This window comes from Sphingomonas trueperi (assembly GCF_011927635.1).
Taxonomy (GTDB): domain Bacteria; phylum Pseudomonadota; class Alphaproteobacteria; order Sphingomonadales; family Sphingomonadaceae; genus Sphingomonas; species Sphingomonas trueperi.
In genome coordinates, this window is record NZ_JAATJB010000001.1 from 197,600 (window position 1) to 213,480 (window position 15,881).

Sequence of the window (15,881 nt, forward strand, 5' to 3'; positions counted from 1 at the left end):
AAGCAGCGCCAGCGCGCCCGCCCGTCTCACGCCGCGGTCACCGAATAGATCTCGTCCGGGCGCCAGGCGAGGCCCGCGAGCATCCGCGCCGCGACCAGCAGCACGATCACGGCGAGCAGCAGCCGCAAATATTCGGGCTTGGCCTTGGCGGCGAAGCGCGCGCCGAGCTGCGCGCCGACCACCGAGCCGAGCAGCAGCAGGATCGCCAGCACGATGTCGACCGCCTTGGTCGTCGTCGCGTGCACCATCGTCGCCACCGCCGTGGTGAACAGCGTCTGGAACAGCGAGGTGCCGACCACCGTCTGCGTCCCCATGCCGAGGATATAGAGCATCGCCGGCACCAGGATGAATCCGCCACCCACGCCGAGCAGCATCGTCAGCACGCCGGTGAACACGCCGAGCAGCAGCGGCGCCAGGGGCGAGATGTAGAGGCCCGAGGCGTAGAAGCGCCAGCGGAACGGCAGCGAGGCAACCAGCGGATGGTGCCGCCGCTTGCGGGCCCTGGGCGGTCGCGCGCCGCGCGACACCCGGATCGCGCCGACCGATTCCTTCGCCATCAGCCCGCCGATCGATCCGAGCAGCACGACGTAGAGCACGCCGATCACCACGTCGATCTGGCCGCTCGCTTGGAGCAATTTGAACAGCCAGCCGCCGAGCAGGCTGCCGAGAATCCCGCCGGCGACGAGCACCGCCCCCATCTGCACGTCGACGCCCTTGCGGCGGAAGTGGGCGAACACGCCGGAGACGCTGGCGCCGGTCACCTGGCTCGCCGCCGAGGCAGCCGCGACGGTGGGCGGGATGCCGTAGAAGATCAGCAGCGGCGTGGTGAGGAATCCGCCGCCCACGCCGAACATGCCCGAGAGCAGCCCCACGCCCAGCCCCAGCGCCACGATCACGAGCGCGTTGACCGACAGGTTGGCGATGGGAAGATAGAGATCCATGCGGCCCTAGGCCTAGCCGGTTTGTGCGGCCTTGCGAAAGGGAGAAGGTGGGGGTTGGGTCGGCGCTAGCCTCAGAGACCGTTTGGAAATCCGCGAAAGAGCGAATTTCGAGTCGGGACCGGCGCGTCTCCAAACAGGCTCTCAGAAATCGCTGCCCAGCGTGAGCGCGACGCCCGAGCCCGGCCGCGCATTGCCGGCGATCCGCTGCCGCCAGTCCAGCGCGATGCGCGTCTGCAGCGCGCCGATCGGCACGCTGGTGACCAATGTCGGGCCGATATCGAGCCGCTGCACACCGCGCTGCGCGGCGCCCCAGCTGCCGATACCCACGGCAAGCGCGGTCGCGCGGCCGGCGGCGATGGTGCGGGTCAGGCGCAGCGCGCCATCGGCATAGGGCTCCAGTCGGACGCGGAGGATCGCGCCGGCCTGGCCATAGGCCTCGAGGCGAAAAGCCGCGCGCTCGCGATAGAGGCCGGCCACCGCCCCGAGCCCCGGCCCGCCCTGGATGCCGTCCAGGCCGAATCGCTCTTCGACCGCGATCCGTACGGGTATGCCGGCAGGCCGCCACTCGAACCCGAGCGCCACTTCCGCCCCCTGCCCCCGCAGCGGCCCGGCGATTCGGCCGACCGCCGCGAGCCTGCCGCGCCGGTCCAGCGCGCGCACCACACGCACGCCATACTGGCTGCCGCCGAGCTGCCCCGCCGCCGGCGCTGCGCCGATACCCTGGCCGGGCCGCAGGGCGAACCAGGCACTGCCGCTCCACCGCCGCGGACCGGCGCCAGCCGGTGGGTCCAGCCGCTGCCCGGGAAAAGCCTGTACCGCCTCCGGCGCGGACGCAGCACCAGCACCCTGGGTTTCCGAGGTCGGCGACGGCAACACGGCATCGGGCGCGAGGATCGACAGCCGCGGACGACGTTCGTCCGCGGCAGGATGCGGGGACGCACGCCGGGTCGGCAGCCGAACCAGCGCCGCACGGGCGGGTGGCCGAACCCTCGGCGGGGCCAAGGGGCGGGCGACCAGGGCGCCGCTACCCGGCATCCGATACGCAGCGATGGGGCCCGTGTTCACCGGAGGCGGCCACAGCAGCACGCACCGCAGCCCGACCCAGCCGAGTCCAATCAGTCCGACGAACCGCAGCGGCCGGCCGCGGCCCGCGCGGTTCATGCAACGGCCGATTGGGGATCGAACGGCGTGCTGGGAAACTGGTGCGCCGTCTTGTCCCAACGCAACGGGCCGCCGGCGAGCAGGCGGACATAGATCCACAGCGCCCGACGCGCGGCGAGCAGCCCGATATAGTTGCCGACCACCATCCGCGGCACCGCCCAGCCCCCCTCGCGCCAGCCATGGAGGCGCGTCACCAATGCGGTGCGCATCGCCACCCGCCAGCCGAGCAGCGTGAGGTTGAGCGCCACGAGCTGCGCGAGCAGCGGGTCCCAGGCAGGCGGGGGACCGCCGAGCAGCGCATGACAAAGCGCCGAAAGACCCCAACAGACCAGCGCGGCATAGGCGATGGCGAGCACGAGCATCGCCAGCGTGACCCGGCGATCGCGCATCCGCATCCAGTGGTCGCCCAGGTCCCAGCGCTGCCCCCAGCCAGTCCGATCCCAGCCGGCGAGTGCGATGCCGGCCATCCAGCGCGCCTTTTGCCGCACGGCAGCCGGCACCGTGGCCGGGAAATAGGCGCGAATCGCCACCGGGGGACCATTGGCGCGCTCGGGCACCCGCACGAAGGCGCAGCGCGTGCCCAGCGCCCGGAGGCGGAGGCCGAGCTCGTAATCCTCGGTGAGGCTCGTCGCGTCGAAGGGCGTGCCACGCGCATCGGCGATCCGGCGCAACACGTCGCAGCGGATCGCGCACCCCACGCCGGCGAGCGGCAGGCTGGCGCCCAGCATCTGCCGCACCGGCAGCGTCGCGCCGTGCGACTGGGCGAATTCGTCGAGATAATGGCCCGACACCAGTCGCGACCCCGGCTGGCAGAGCGGCGCGACCGGCAGCTGCACGGCGCCATGGGTGCCGACCCAACTGGCATAGACGGCGAGTTCCTGCGGGTGCACCACGTCTTCCGCATCATGCAGGACCACCGCCGTGAAGGCTTCTCCTTCGGCGGCCTCGTCTCGCTCCAGCGCCGCCCATAGTACATTCAGGCAATCTGCCTTGGTTGTGGGCCCGGGGCGGGCGCCAATCACAAGGCGCACCCGCCAATCCTCCGCCCCGAGCGAAAGCACCGCGGCAATTGTTGCCGGATCGTTCGGATAGGTACCGACATAGATGCGGTATGGGCCGTCTCCCCAGCGCGCGAGCATCGACCGCAGCATCGGCGCGATCACCGCCGATTCGTCCCAGGCCGGCACGAAAATGGCGAACCGGTATTCCGCCGTCTCAGACCGATCCCCAGCAATGATGCGCTGGTTCCGCCTGCCCCCGCCCAGGCAAGAGAAAAGAAAAATCATGTCGACGATCAAGTCGTCCAACCCGCCGACGGCAAGAAATATGGCAGCGAATAAGGTGAGTTCGCGCGTCACCGCATCGAGAATACTCAACGCCATCAGCATTCCCCCCGGGCGATGCATCCGAATCGGACATCGGCATATTTGCGAGGAAGTGCAGCTAGGGCAACGTGAACGTTTCAGGAACCGCGAAGAGAAAGCCGTAAATGCCTATTCTGATGACGCTTTTGCCCAAAGGATTGCACCATTGCGGCGGCAATTTATCTGGAACCGTTCAGCGCGAGCGACGTTCTGCCGGTGCAATAGATCCCTTGGATAACCCGCAACCTGAAACGGCCGCATCGACAGAATCGATGCGGCCGTTTTTTTGTTACCAGTAGAAGCCCGGCACCACCCGGATCACGGTGCCGCGCCGCGTATCGACGAGCAGCACGTCGTTATAGTGGCGCACCCATTGCTGGCCGAACACCGGGCGGGGCAGATGATAGCGCCACGGATCGCCGATCACGTAGCGCGGGCCATAATAGACCGGGCCGATCCGCGCGCCCGGCTGGAAGCGATAATAGCGGAACGGCGCCCGCCACGCGCCGCGGGCATAGAGGCCGCGGTTGCGGTCGCGCCAGCTGCGCCAGTCATTCTCGGCCCAGCGACGGTCGCGGTCGCGCAGGTCCTCGCGATATTCGCGGCGCGCCTCGCGCAGGTCACGGCGCTCCTCGTGGATGCGGCGCGGATCGCCCGACCATTGCGCCCGGCGCAGGTCGTGCTGGGCGTCGCGAATGTCGCGGCGATCTTCGCGCAGCTCGGCGCGCGACTGCGCCATCGCGCTCGCCGGCACCAGCAGCGCAGGGGCCGCGATCGCCATCAGCAGGGCGATGGGAACGAGCTTCTTCATATGCTTCTCCATCCTGATCGAACCGCCGGTCCGACGGCCGGCTTGGGAGCATCTATGAACAAGCCTCGCTGAACGTTGCGCGAACGATCCGGTCAGCGGATGGAAAGAAACTTACGGGCCGGTGTTGCCGCCGCCGCCCGGGCCGGCACCCGGCGCGCCGACGGTACCGATATTGCCGAACAGGTCGGAGAAGAAGCTGCGGCGGCGGCCCAGCGTCGGCGTGGTCTTGCCATAGGGGTCGATCGAGGCGACGAGGTCGACGCCGGTCTGGTCGATCGAGGTGACGTTGCCGGCCTGGTCGAAGCGGATGCGCAGCGTCGTCTGGCTCTTCACCTTCGGGTTGCGGAAGGCAAAGTTGCTGCTGTCGCGCGAGACGTAGAACCACTCGCCTTCGTTGAACTGGCTGGTGAAGCTGGGATGGCCCAGCGTCTGCATCACCGAATCGCGCGTATCGATGCCCGGCTGCACCGAGGCGACCAGGTCGTGATCGACGACATAGCCCTGATGCGTCCGCACCGGCGTACAGGCGGTGGTGCCGAGCACGACCAACAACGCGGCGGTGCCGAGCGTGCGAACGGGAAGCGACATCAGGATCTCCAGGCAAACACGAGCGACCCCCGGATTGCATCGCGGGCCGAAGGCCTCAATATGCGGCAAAATGCGGCCAAACAAGGTCGCACCCAAGGAAGGCACGAACAACGGCGATGCGCATGCTCCAGCGGCTCTTCGGCAAGCCCGATCGCGGCACCGCCCCGCAGCTCTATGCGGGCGTCGTCGCGCGCGGCCGCGCGCCCCACTGGTACACCGAGGGCGCGGTGCCGGACACGGTCGACGGCCGGTTCGACATGATCGCGGCGGTGCTCTGCCTGGTACTGCTCCGGCTGGAGGCGGAACCTGCCGGGATCCCGACCAGCACCGCGGTAGCGGAGTGCTTCATCGACGACATGGACGGCCAGCTGCGCGAGATCGGCATCGGTGACATCATCGTCGGCAAGCATGTCGGGCGGATGATGGGCATGCTCGGCGGCCGGCTCGGCGCCTATCGCAGCGGGCTGGCCGAAGGCGAGCTGGGGCCCGCGCTGATCCGCAACCTGTATCGCGGCGAGGCCCCTGCGGCCGCCGCACTCACCCATGTCGAGGCGCGGCTGCGCGCCTTTCGCGATGCGCTGGCGGCGATGCCGCTCGCGCGTGTGATTGCAGGAGAGCTTCCCGAATGACCGATGTAGAATTTTCCCGCCCCCACCGGCTCGACCAGATCGGCGCCGGCGAAAGCGACGTCCGGATCACCGCCGACGAAGGTGAGCGCGCGGCGCTCAGCACCCGCTTCGGCCTGAAGGCGATCGAGAAGCTGGAGGCCGTCTACCATCTGCGCCGCGATGCGCAGGGGGTGGTCGCGCGCGGGCATCTCTCCGCCCGGCTGACGCAGGCCTGTGTCGTCACCGGCGATCCGCTGCCCGCCAAGATCGAGCAGGATTTCGCGATCCGCTTCGTCCCCGAACCCACCACTACCGGCGAGGACGAGGTGGAGCTGACCGAGGACGAGTGCGACACCGTCTTCTATGCCGGCGGTATGATCGACCTGGGCGAGGCCGCGGCCGAGACGATGGCACTCGAGCTCGATCCCTATCCGCGCAGCCCCCGCGCCGCCGAGGTGCTGCGCGAAGCCGGCGTGAAAAGCGAGGAGGAAGCCGGGCCGACCAAGGCGCTGGCCGGCCTCAAGGATCTGCTCGCGAAGAAGTAGCAGCGCCGATCCCCCGCGCCAGCAGCTGCGCCACTGCGTCGGCGATGGCTTCGGGCGGCGTGCCTTCGTCCCACACGCTGTAGCGCAGGCCGAGAAAGACGTTCATCCCCATGATCGCCCAGGCGTGGATCTCGCTCACGTCGTCGCGCACCTCGCCGCGCTCGGCAGCGGCGCGGAGGCGGGCGGCGATGCGATCGGCGGTGCTGGCATAATGGTGGCGGAAGCTGGCGGGGTCGACGAACTCGGCCTCGTCGACGATCCGGTAGATTTCCTTGTGCGTGCGCGCGAAGCGGATGAAGGCGAGCAGCGCCGCGCGCTCGGCGTCGATCTGGTCGCGCGCGCCGCGCAGCGCCGGGCCGACATGCTCGCGCACCTGGTCGCTCATGTCGCGGACCAGCGCGCGGAACACCGCGTCCTTCGAATCGAAATAGGTGTAGAAGCTGCCTAGCGCGACGCCGGCGCGGCGGGTGATCCCGCTGATCGAACCTTCGTGAAAGCCCTTCTCGCCAAATTCGGCCGCGGCCGCGTCGAGGATCGCGCGCAGCGTCCGGCGGCCGCGCTCTGTGCGCGGCACCTTCGCATCGCGGGCCGTCTCGCCGCCTTCCGGCACGGAAGTGGCTGAAATGCCACGCTCGCCCGCCATGCTTCGCCTCCCCCTGCCAATCCCAAGTTGAAACCCGGTTCAGGTTTCAGTATAGCTTCGGGCAACGGCTTACAACCCGCGTTCAAAGATGGGTTGCACCAGGGGAGGATTACCATGTCACGGCACGATTCCGTTCGTATCGCCCTGCTCGCGAGCGCCGCACTGCTCGCCGCCACGCCAGCCTTCGCCCAGGACAGCGAAGCCGCCGGCCAGAGCGCCGATGCCGCGCAGCAACAGCAGGACGGCGAGATCATCGTCACTGCCCGCCGCCGCGCGGAAAGCCTGATCGACGTGCCGATCGCCGTCACCGCGATCAGCGGCGCGCAGCTGAATGCGCAGGGTGCGCTCGACATCACCGACATCGCCCAGTCCGCGCCGAACGTTTCGCTAGAGGTGTCGCGCGGTACCAACAACACGCTGTCGGCCTTCATCCGCGGCGTCGGCCAGCAGGATCCGGTCGCCGGGTTCGAGGCCGGCGTTGGCCTCTATCTCGACGACGTGTACCTCAACCGCCCGCAGGCGGCGGTGCTCGACATCTATGACGTCGAGCGAATCGAGGTGCTGCGCGGGCCGCAGGGCACGCTCTATGGCCGCAACACCATCGGCGGCGCGGTGAAATACGTCACCAAGCGGATCGGTGCGGATCCCACGCTCCAGCTGCGCGGCAGCTATGGCTCGTACAACCAGGCCGATCTGGTGGTGAGCGCCAGCGCGCCGATCGGCGACACCGGGCTCAAGATCGGCGCCGCGGGCGCGCGGCTGAGCCGCGGCGGCTTCGGCACCAACCTCACCACCGGCGAGGACAATTACAACAAGGACCTGTGGGCTGCACGCGGTACGGTGGAATATGAACCGAGCAGCAGCGCCTTCTTCCGCGTCTCGGGCGACTATACCCATGACAAGAGCAACAGCCGCGGCGGCCACCGGCTGATCCCCGGCATCGTCAGCGGCACGCCCGTACTGGCGGACGTGTTCGATTCGCAGGGCGGCCTGATCAATCCGCGTCAGGACGTGAAAGCCTGGGGCGTCACCGGCCTCGCCGAACTGCGCCCTGCCACCTGGCTGACCTTCCGCTCGATCACCGCCTATCGCAAGGACGACAGCGCCACCCCGATCGACTTCGACGCGCTGCCGGCGGTGCAGGTCGACGTGCCGGCCTTCTACAACAACAAGCAGTTCAGCCAGGAAGCGCAGCTGCTGGTGGATACCGGCAGCCTCTCGGGCCTGCTCGGCGTCTATTATCTCGACGCAAAGGCGCGCACCGTATTCGACGTGCGGCTGCCCGGCGGCGTGACCGCGCTGACCTTTGGCGACGTGAACACCGATACCGTCGCGGTGTTCGGCGACTTCACCTACGACCTCTCCCCGATGTTCAGCGTCTCGGCGGGCGGGCGCTACACCTGGGACCAGCGTCAGTCGCGCGTGCTGCGCCAGACCTATCTCGGCGGCGGCTCGCCCTATTTCGGCGGCACCGGTGTGCTGTTCGCCACCACCTCGGACTTCCGCGGCAGCGCCGATTTCAAGAAGTTCACGCCCCGCGCCTCGATCAGCTTCAAGCCAAGTGCCGACCACACGCTTTATGCGAGCTGGGCGGACGGCTTCAAGGGCGGCGGCTTCGACCCGCGCGGCCAGACCAGCGCCTGCCGCACGCCGAGCGGCGGCGCCTGCACGCCGCAGCAGGTTTATGACTTCATGTCGTTCGATCCCGAGACCGTCACGAGCTACGAGATCGGCTACAAGGCGGCGCTGTTCGATCGCCGGCTGACCTTCGCGCTCGCTGCCTTCCACGCCGATTACACCGACGTGCAGGTGCCGGGCTCGATCGGTACCACGATCAACGGCCAGCAGACGTTCATCGGCATCACCACCAACGCCGGCAAGGCGCGGATGCGGGGCGTCGAGTTCGAGGGCAACCTGATCGCTGCGCGCGACCTCGCGGCGCCCGGCGGGACGCTCAACCTCAACTGGTCGGTCGGCTATCTCGATGCCCGCTACAAGCGCTTCATCGATTCGCGCGGCATCGACGTCGCCAGCCGCCGCCGCATCCAGAACACGCCCGATTGGACCGCGAGCGGCACGATCGGCTATTCGGTGCCGGTCGGCGGCGAGGGTCAGGTCGCAGCGAGCTTCACCGCCTCGTACCGCAGTGCCTCGCAGCAGTTCGAGCTGCGCACGCCGATGCTCGACCAACCGGGCTTCACGCTGTTCGATGCGAACCTCAACTGGGACATCGACAAGCGATTCTCGATCGGGGTGCATGGCCGCAATCTGTTCGACAAGCGCTACATCGTCTCGGGCTACAACTTCCTCGCGCAGAACCCCGACACGGGCGATTTCCTGCGTACGCCCGCTGGGGCCTATGTGCCGACGCTGGGGACCGAGGGCGTACTGACCGGCTATTACGGCAACCCGCGCCAGGTGTTCGTGTCGGGCACGGTGAAGTTCTAGGGGGCTTTTCAGCCTCACCCTTCCGGCGCTTCGCGCCTCCCTCCCTCTCCCAAAGAGGGAGGGAGGCGCCGCCGCGGGCGGTGGGGAGGGTGAGGGTGATCACGGCGCTAGCATCGAACCGACCACCGGCGCACAAAGGACCCATCATGCCCTCGCACCCCACCCGCCCCGCGACGCCGCGCGGCATCGTCCTCGCGATGCTGCTGCTGGTCTATATCTTCAACTTCCTCGACCGGCAGATCCTCTCGATCCTCGCCCAGCCGGTAAAGGCGGACCTGGGGCTGGACGATGGGCAGCTCGGCATGCTGGGCGGCTTCGCCTTCGCCTTGCTCTATTCCACCCTCGCCATCCCGCTGGCGATGCTGGCGGACCGCACCAGCCGCAGCTGGGTGATCGCCGTCTCGCTGGGCATATGGAGCGCGTTCACTGCGCTGTGCGGCACGGCGCAGCATTTCACGAGCATGTTCCTCTTCCGGCTCGGCGTCGGGGTTGGCGAGGCGGGCGGGGTGGCGCCGAGCTATGCGCTGATCGCCGATGCCTATCCGGCCGAGCGCCGGTCGCGCGCGCTGTCGATCTATTCGCTCGGCATCCCGCTCGGCTCGGCGGGCGGCGCCCTGCTCGGCGGCTATATCGCCCAGGCGGTGGAGTGGCGCACCGCCTTCCTCGTCGTCGGGCTGCTCGGGCTGGTCATCGCGGTGCCGTTCAAGCTGCTCGTCCGCGATCCCCCGCGCGCCGCGCCGGCCAAGGACCAGGTCCCCCTCTCCCGCGTCTTCGGCATCCTCGCCGCCAAGCCGAGCTTCTGGCTGCTCGCCTTCGGCGCGGCGGCGGGATCGATGTGCGGCTACGGCGTGGCCTTCTGGCTGCCGAGCCTGATCCTGCGCAGCTTCCGGCTCGACCTGGCGCAGGTCGGTCAGTTCTTCGGGGCACTTGCACTCACCGGCGGCGTGGCGGGCATCCTGCTCGGCGGCTGGCTGGGCGACCGGCTGGGCACACGCGATCGGAAGTGGTACGCGCTGGCGCCGGCCATCTGCTACGTCCTCGGCCTGCCGCTGTTCGTCGCAGGCGTGCTGGCGCAGAGCTGGCAGACAGCGTTCCTGCTGTTCCTGGTGCCGCAGGCATTGGTCTATGTCTGGCTGGGGCCGGTACTCACCGCCGTCCAGCACCTCGTGCCGCCGCAGATGCGCGCCACCGCCTCGGCCTCGTTCCTGCTGATCAACAACCTGATCGGGCTGGGCCTCGGCAGCTGGGTGATCGGCCTGCTCTCCCAGCAGCTGACGCCTGCCTATGGTGCCGCCGACGGCCTGCGCTACGCGATCGCGGCGGGGCTCGGCCTGTATCTCGTCGCCGGCATCCTGATGGCGCTGGCGAGCCGGCGGCTGGCGACGGACTGGGTCGAATAGCCGCGCGATTCCCGCTGCCGCGTAGTTACTTCTATAATAACCACATGAGCTATACCCCGACCGACCTCGTCAAAGCCGAGAAGAATGTGGTGCTCGCCGAGCGTCACATTGCCGCCCAGCAGGAAGTCCTCGCCATGATGCGTGCCGCCGGCACCGACACCAGCGGCGCCGAGGAGCTGCTCGCCAAGTTCGAAGCCGATCTCGGCCGCGCCGAGCGCATCCGCGACTGGATCGCCAGCGGTCTCGGCGAGCGCGGCCGGGAACAGCGCGCCGCGGCCTGATTACCGCTCGCGCGTCGCCGCGAACTTCACCTTGTTATAGCGCTCGGCGATATAGCCGACTTCCCAGGCCGACTTGGCCAGGAACACCGGATTGCCGTCGCGATCCTTGGCGAGCGCGCCGCGGTTGAGATCGAGGAACTCCTTGAGGGCGGCGGCATCGTCCGACGAAATCCAGCGCGCGGTGTCATAGGGCGAAGGTTCGAGCACCGCGCCGACCTTGTATTCCGCCTCGAGCCGGCTGAGCAGCACGTCGAGCTGCAGCTGGCCGACCACGCCGATGATCCAGTTCGATCCGATCTCCGGATAGAAGACCTGGATCACGCCCTCCTCGGACAGATCGTCCAGCGCCTTGCGCAGCTGCTTGGTCTTGGTCGGGTCCTTGAGCGCCACGCGGCGCAGGATTTCCGGCGCGAAGTTGGGCAGCCCGGTGAAGCGCACCCCCGCCCGCTCGGACAGCGTATCGCCCACCCGCAGCGTGCCGTGGTTGGGGATGCCGATGATGTCGCCCGGGAAGGCCTCGTCCGCCAGTTCGCGCTCGCGCGCGAAGAACAGGATCGGCGAGTGGATCGCGATCGGCTTGCCATGGCCAGTCGGCGTCAGCTTCATGCCGCGCTTGAACGTGCCCGAGACCAGCCGCATGAACGCGATGCGGTCGCGGTGGTTCGGGTCCATGTTCGCCTGGACCTTGAACACGAAGCCGGTCACCTCGTCGCGGGTCGGCTCGACCGGCGCGGGTTCGGCCGGCAGCGCGTGCGGCGGCGGGGCGAACTCGGCGATCGCGGCGATCAGCGAGTCCACGCCGAACTCCTTCAGCGCCGAGCCGAAATAGACCGGCGTCATGTCGCCGTTGCGATAGGCCTCCCCGTCGAACTCGGCATAGCCCGCCTGGGCGAGTTCCACATCCTCGCGCAGCTTGGCGAGATTGTCGGGCGAGACGATCGCGTCGAGCTGCGGATCGTCGAGCCCGGTCGTCTGGATCACCTTGCCGTGGAATTCACGGGCATCGCCCTCGGGGAGCAGCAGGCGCTTGGTCGCAAGGTCGTAAATGCCCTCGAAGGTGCCGCCCATGCCCACCGGCCAGGTCATCGGCACCACGTCGAGCTGGAGCAGCTCGGCCACTTCGTCGAGCGTCGCGAACACCTCGCGGCCCTCGCGGTCCACCTTGTTGACGAAGGTGATGATCGGCACGTTGCGCAGGCGGCAGACCTCGAACAGCTTGCGCGTCTGGCTTTCGATGCCCTTGGCGACGTCGATCACCATCACCGCGGAGTCCACGGCGGTGAGCGTGCGGTAGGTGTCTTCCGAGAAGTCCTCGTGGCCCGGCGTGTCGAGCAGGTTGAAAGTGATCCCGTCGCGCTCGAAGGTCATCACCGAGCTGGTGACCGAGATGCCGCGCTGCTGCTCGATCTTCATCCAGTCCGAGCGCGCACGGCGGGCGGCACCGCGCGCCTTCACTTCACCGGCAAGGTGAATCGCGCCGCCGAACAGCAGCAGCTTTTCGGTGAGCGTGGTCTTGCCCGCGTCCGGGTGCGAGATGATGGCGAACGTACGACGATCGGAGGGGGACATGCGGGTGCTTCGAACGGGAGGGAGAATCGCGACGCCTTAGTCGGAGACGCGTTCTTTATCCAGCAGCGAGTGCGCCGCCCTGTCGCTCAGTCGATGAGCGTCACGTCCATGCCGAAGCGCCGGGTCTCGCCAGGGGCCAGCCGCTGGATGCCGGACTTGTCCCAGATCTCGCCGTCAAAGCCCGCCGGATCGGCGATGCCCCACCAGGGCTCGACGCAGACGAAGCGCGCGCCGGGCTTGGTCCAGATGCCGAGCAGGCCGGTATCGGGGAAGCGGATGTGCAGCTGCGGCCCGTCTTCCGCCCCGTACAACAGCCCGCGGCTGGCGAGCTGGTCCCAGATCAGCGCGTCGGCGGTGAACAGGTCGTCGGAGAGCGGCAGCTTCTGCCCCTCCACCGGGCTGGTTCGGCGGTCCGGCGCGATGCCGCCCTCGCCGATGTAGCGGAGCAAGGAGAATTCCGGCTCGTCGAACAGGATGCGGTGATCGGCACGTGCACGCCCATAGGGCAGCGGCCAGGCGAAGGCGGGATGGAAGCCGAAGCTGGCCGGCATGTCGCGCGTGTCGCGGTTGGTTACCGCGATCTCGATCCACAGCGTGGAGTCGTCCAGCCGATAGGTCGCATCGAGCGTGAAGGCGAAGGGATAGGCCGCGCGGGTCTCGGCATCGTCCTCCAGCCGGAAGGTCACCCGATCGGCACCCTGCTCGGCCAGCGCGAAATCGCGGCGCCGCGCGAAGCCGTGCTGGGGCAGGCTGTAGTCCTGGCCGTCCAGCCGGTAGCGGTCGCCCACCAGCCGCCCGACGATCGGAAACAGCAGCGGCGCCCGGCCGGACCAGAAGGCGGGATCGCCGTCGGTCATCAGCTCGCGCCCGGCGGGGTCGCGTAGCGAGGAAAGCTCGGCCCCGTGCGGGTTGATCGCGGCAGTCAGCCGCGCGCTGGCGATCTCGATCATCACGTCTCCCTTGGCAGCCTGCCCGCCCTACAGGCGCGCCGCCGCCAGGGGAAGCCGTCAGAAGCCCCAGCTCAGCCGCACCGCGCCGCCCAGGTCGCTCGGCATCGCGGCGATGTTGCCCGGCTGGCGGCGAAGGAACAGGTTGCTGCTCACATCGCCGTCGGCGAAGCGCCAGTGGTAGCGGAGCTCGTAATCGATTTCGCGGCCGACCGGCGCGAGGTTGATCCGCTGGCTGCTCCAGCTGGTGACGCTCAGCGTATCATAGTCCCAGCCTTGCGGCAGGGTGAGGCCGATCCCGCCGCGCGCGACCCGCAGCGGCTGGGCAATGCGCAGGCCGATCGAGTCGCTGCCGAACAGCCCGTCCTTGCCGATGTCCGCCGCCCAGGCATTGGTGCGGAGCAGGCCCGCGCCCTGGATGCCCTCGCGCAGCCGGACGTTGGTCCAGCCCTGGCGGAGGGATCCGCCGACGCTCAGCCCCAGGCCGAGATCCCAGCGCAGGCCCAGATCGGCGAACAGGCTGCTCGCCCGCGCCGCCCCCAGGCCGGCGCTGAATCGCGCGCCGAGCACCGTATTGTCCTCCGACAGGCGGGTGACGCCAACGCTGGCGTTCAGCCCGCCGAAGCGGCGGTCCACCGCCACGGTGCTGCGATCATAGCCGAAGCGCAGCCACCGCGCCTGCAGCGCCGCCGCGTCGCCCGCCCGCTGGCTCAGCACGTCGCCGACTTCGCTGGCGACGGTCAGGCCCCAGGGGCCGATCATCTGCCGCACCGCCGCCGATCCACCGACATCGGTATCGAAGCCCGCGTTGCTCAGCGGATCGCGCGCGATCAGGAAGGCGGGGTCGTCGCGGCCCGCCAGCTGCGCGGTGAGCACATTGCCGGTCTGCGAGGCGCCGAAGGCGAATTGCGCCTTCGAACCCAGCCGGCCGCTCACCGTCGTCGCCAGCATCCGCGCCACGCCGGCATCGCGGCTGGTGATGCCGAGCCGCTCGATCCGCACCGAATCGACCGTGGGCACGAGTGACACCGCGACGCGCACCTGATCCCCGCCGATCGAGAAGCTGCGGTCCCGCGTCGCCATCAGCGCCGGCAGGTTGCGTGACAGGCTCTGGCGCTGGAAGCTGTTGGTGATCGTCGTCGCATAGGCGCGGCCGAACGAATCGAGCGCCGCCATGCCCAGCGCGCCCTGGCTGGCATCGCCCATTGGCCCGCTGAGGGTGCCGTTGATCGTCGGCGAAATCACCGCGCTGGTCCCCGCCACCGACATGGTGCCGACCGGCTGGAAGGCGCGGGTAAGATCGAGCACGCCGCGCCCGTAGATCGGATCGACTCCGGCATCGCCCGCGTCGCGCGCGGTGGCGTAGAGCAGATCGACGATCTGCTTGCCGGTCAGGTTCGGGAAGGCCTGGGCGAGCAGCGCGATCGCACCGGTGATTTGCGGCGCCGAGAAGGACGTGCCCGACCAGATATAGGCGGTGTTGTTCGCGTCCGGTGCGCGTACGCCCTCGCCGACCGCGGCCAGATAGACGGCAGCGGAGGAACCGGCGCGGTTCGAGAAGCTCGAAATCGTGTCGCTGGAATTGACCGAGCCGGCGATGATCACCAGCCCGCGCGAGATCGCGGCATTGGTCGCCGCGCTGGTGAAGGCGTCCGGGTTCGCGCTGCCGTCATTGCCGGCGGCGATCACCACGATCACCCCTGCGGCCGTCGCGCGGTCGATCGCGGAGGCGAGAGCCGACGAGGCCGAATCGCCGCCGAGCGAGATGTTGACGACGCGTGCGCCTGCCTGCCGGGCGCGGTCGAGCCCCTGGGCGATGGCGGTGTCGGAGAATTTGCAGGTGCTGGTATCGGTGCCGTTGCAGCTGCCCGGCTGGTCGGCACGCTCGACGACGAGCTGGGAATTGAATGCCACGCCCTGCGTGCCGGCAGCGTTGCGCCGCCCCGCGATGGTAAAGGCTACCGCGGTGCCGTGGCCGCCGACATCGTCGACCGACCCGTTGCCGCCCGGGTCGCTCGAACTGGCGAGGATGCGGCAGGTGCCGACGCCCAGCCCGCCCGAGCAGTCGCCGAATTCGGCGCTCTGCACGTCGATGCCCGAATCGATCACGCCCACCTTGATGCCGCTGCCAGTGGCACCGTTCTTGTAGGCGACGAGCGCGTTCATCGAAACGGCCCCCACCGTAGCGCGGTACTCGGTCGTGTCGTAATTGGTGGTCGGTACCGGCGTGGGCGTGGGCGTAGGCGAGGGCACCGGCGTTGGGGTGGGCGTCGGGGTGGGCGCGGGGGTCGGTGTCGGAGTCGGCGCGGGAATCTGCGCGGGCGCAGGCGCGGGCGTGCTTGCAATCCCGCCGCCGCCGCCGCCGCTGCACGCGCCCAGCGCCACGAGCCCGCCGAGCGCCGCCGTGTGCATCCATCCTACGCGCAACGCCACCCGCATACCGAAACCCTCTCGTCAGGAGGGTCTTCCCCTACGCGCGGAGTGGTTTTTTTTGCGTTTACCCGGGTGCCGGGGAAGCCCCGAGGCCGCGCTCGGCGCTTGCGGTGGCGGGGGGCACCTCCTACACGCGCGGGCG

General features: G+C 69.0%; 14 protein-coding genes. 5 read left to right on the forward strand and 9 right to left on the reverse strand.

Translation table 11 applies throughout. The annotated features are described in order from the left end of the window. Nucleotides 1-26: 26 nt before the first annotated feature. From GGR89_RS00950 to GGR89_RS00970, 5 genes are all read right to left on the reverse strand, one after another. Nucleotides 27-941 carry a sulfite exporter TauE/SafE family protein gene (locus tag GGR89_RS00950; RefSeq protein ID WP_125975455.1) on the reverse strand — a complete coding sequence of 305 codons (915 nt, stop codon included), beginning with the start codon at nt 939-941 and terminating at the stop codon, nt 27-29. Nucleotides 942-1,082: 141 nt separating this feature from the next. Then, on the reverse strand, nt 1,083-2,102 hold the full coding sequence (locus tag GGR89_RS22155) for a hypothetical protein (RefSeq protein ID WP_241217937.1): 1,020 nt from the start codon (nt 2,100-2,102) through the stop codon (nt 1,083-1,085). Further along, nucleotides 2,099-3,508, reverse strand: a complete 1,410-nt coding sequence (locus tag GGR89_RS00960) for a glycosyl transferase family protein (RefSeq protein WP_342449825.1) — start codon at nt 3,506-3,508, stop codon at nt 2,099-2,101. The genes GGR89_RS22155 and GGR89_RS00960 overlap by 4 nt, the downstream gene beginning before the upstream one ends. 247 nt (nt 3,509-3,755) lie before the next feature. After that, entirely contained in the window at nt 3,756-4,277 is a 522-nt protein-coding gene (locus GGR89_RS00965; RefSeq protein WP_125975451.1) for an RcnB family protein, read from the reverse strand. A gap of 111 nt (nt 4,278-4,388) precedes the next feature. Next, nucleotides 4,389-4,865: an outer membrane protein assembly factor BamE gene (locus tag GGR89_RS00970; protein ID WP_125975449.1), complete on the reverse strand. Its 477-nt coding sequence runs from the start codon at nt 4,863-4,865 to the stop codon at nt 4,389-4,391. Between the two features lie 116 nt (nt 4,866-4,981). Here GGR89_RS00970 and GGR89_RS00975 point away from each other — a divergent pair, with 116 nt between their 5' ends. Both GGR89_RS00975 and GGR89_RS00980 read left to right on the forward strand, forming a co-directional pair. Continuing rightward, complete coding sequence (locus GGR89_RS00975; protein ID WP_125975447.1) at nt 4,982-5,494, forward strand: ubiquinol-cytochrome C chaperone family protein; 513 nt, start codon at nt 4,982-4,984, stop codon at nt 5,492-5,494. Further along, nucleotides 5,491-6,018 carry a YceD family protein gene (locus GGR89_RS00980; protein WP_125975445.1) on the forward strand — a complete coding sequence of 176 codons (528 nt, stop codon included), beginning with the start codon at nt 5,491-5,493 and terminating at the stop codon, nt 6,016-6,018. The genes GGR89_RS00975 and GGR89_RS00980 overlap by 4 nt, the downstream gene beginning before the upstream one ends. Here the strand turns inward: GGR89_RS00980 and GGR89_RS00985 are convergent. Then, nucleotides 5,993-6,661 (reverse strand): TetR/AcrR family transcriptional regulator, encoded by a 669-nt coding sequence (locus GGR89_RS00985; protein ID WP_125975443.1) that lies wholly within the window; start codon nt 6,659-6,661, stop codon nt 5,993-5,995. The genes GGR89_RS00980 and GGR89_RS00985 overlap by 26 nt on opposite strands. A 114-nt stretch (nt 6,662-6,775) precedes the next feature. Here GGR89_RS00985 and GGR89_RS00990 point away from each other — a divergent pair, with 114 nt between their 5' ends. The 3 genes from GGR89_RS00990 (at nt 6,776) to GGR89_RS01000 (ending at nt 10,790) form a co-directional block, all read left to right on the forward strand. Next, the gene (locus GGR89_RS00990; protein WP_167712691.1) at nt 6,776-9,109 is read left to right on the forward strand and encodes a TonB-dependent receptor; all 2,334 of its coding nucleotides are present in this window, start codon (nt 6,776-6,778) and stop codon (nt 9,107-9,109) included. Between the two features lie 146 nt (nt 9,110-9,255). Next, nucleotides 9,256-10,509, forward strand: a complete 1,254-nt coding sequence (locus GGR89_RS00995; protein WP_125975439.1) for a spinster family MFS transporter — start codon at nt 9,256-9,258, stop codon at nt 10,507-10,509. A gap of 44 nt (nt 10,510-10,553) precedes the next feature. Then, nucleotides 10,554-10,790: a hypothetical protein gene (locus GGR89_RS01000; RefSeq protein ID WP_125975437.1), complete on the forward strand. Its 237-nt coding sequence runs from the start codon at nt 10,554-10,556 to the stop codon at nt 10,788-10,790. On the opposite strand, the gene GGR89_RS01005 is transcribed toward GGR89_RS01000, so the two are convergent. The 3 genes from GGR89_RS01005 to GGR89_RS01015 all read right to left on the reverse strand — a co-directional run bounded on the left by GGR89_RS01005 (nt 10,791) and on the right by GGR89_RS01015 (nt 15,718). Beyond that, nucleotides 10,791-12,359, reverse strand: a complete 1,569-nt coding sequence (locus GGR89_RS01005) for a peptide chain release factor 3 (protein ID WP_125975435.1) — start codon at nt 12,357-12,359, stop codon at nt 10,791-10,793. 86 nt (nt 12,360-12,445) lie between these two features. Next, nucleotides 12,446-13,309 carry an aldose 1-epimerase family protein gene (locus tag GGR89_RS01010; protein WP_125975433.1) on the reverse strand — a complete coding sequence of 288 codons (864 nt, stop codon included), beginning with the start codon at nt 13,307-13,309 and terminating at the stop codon, nt 12,446-12,448. A 57-nt stretch (nt 13,310-13,366) separates the two neighbouring features. Continuing rightward, nucleotides 13,367-15,718, reverse strand: a complete 2,352-nt coding sequence (locus GGR89_RS01015; RefSeq protein ID WP_241213566.1) for a S8 family peptidase — start codon at nt 15,716-15,718, stop codon at nt 13,367-13,369. Between the last annotated feature and the right edge of the window lie 163 nt (nt 15,719-15,881).

Excerpts from the sequence above, each read along its gene's own strand:
- GGR89_RS00950 (WP_125975455.1), bottom strand. The coding sequence starts at position 941 with ATGGATCTCTATCTTCCCATCGCCAACCTGTCGGTCAACGCGCTCGTG.
- GGR89_RS22155 (WP_241217937.1), bottom strand. The coding sequence starts at position 2,102 with ATGAACCGCGCGGGCCGCGGCCGGCCGCTGCGGTTCGTCGGACTGATT.
- GGR89_RS00960 (WP_342449825.1), bottom strand. The coding sequence starts at position 3,508 with ATGCATCGCCCGGGGGGAATGCTGATGGCGTTGAGTATTCTCGATGCG.
- GGR89_RS00965 (WP_125975451.1), bottom strand. The coding sequence starts at position 4,277 with ATGAAGAAGCTCGTTCCCATCGCCCTGCTGATGGCGATCGCGGCCCCT.
- GGR89_RS00970 (WP_125975449.1), bottom strand. The coding sequence starts at position 4,865 with ATGTCGCTTCCCGTTCGCACGCTCGGCACCGCCGCGTTGTTGGTCGTG.
- GGR89_RS00975 (WP_125975447.1), top strand. The coding sequence starts at position 4,982 with ATGCGCATGCTCCAGCGGCTCTTCGGCAAGCCCGATCGCGGCACCGCC.
- GGR89_RS00980 (WP_125975445.1), top strand. The coding sequence starts at position 5,491 with ATGACCGATGTAGAATTTTCCCGCCCCCACCGGCTCGACCAGATCGGC.
- GGR89_RS00985 (WP_125975443.1), bottom strand. The coding sequence starts at position 6,661 with ATGGCGGGCGAGCGTGGCATTTCAGCCACTTCCGTGCCGGAAGGCGGC.
- GGR89_RS00990 (WP_167712691.1), top strand. The coding sequence starts at position 6,776 with ATGTCACGGCACGATTCCGTTCGTATCGCCCTGCTCGCGAGCGCCGCA.
- GGR89_RS00995 (WP_125975439.1), top strand. The coding sequence starts at position 9,256 with ATGCCCTCGCACCCCACCCGCCCCGCGACGCCGCGCGGCATCGTCCTC.
- GGR89_RS01000 (WP_125975437.1), top strand. The coding sequence starts at position 10,554 with ATGAGCTATACCCCGACCGACCTCGTCAAAGCCGAGAAGAATGTGGTG.
- GGR89_RS01005 (WP_125975435.1), bottom strand. The coding sequence starts at position 12,359 with ATGTCCCCCTCCGATCGTCGTACGTTCGCCATCATCTCGCACCCGGAC.
- GGR89_RS01010 (WP_125975433.1), bottom strand. The coding sequence starts at position 13,309 with ATGATCGAGATCGCCAGCGCGCGGCTGACTGCCGCGATCAACCCGCAC.
- GGR89_RS01015 (WP_241213566.1), bottom strand. The coding sequence starts at position 15,718 with ATGCACACGGCGGCGCTCGGCGGGCTCGTGGCGCTGGGCGCGTGCAGC.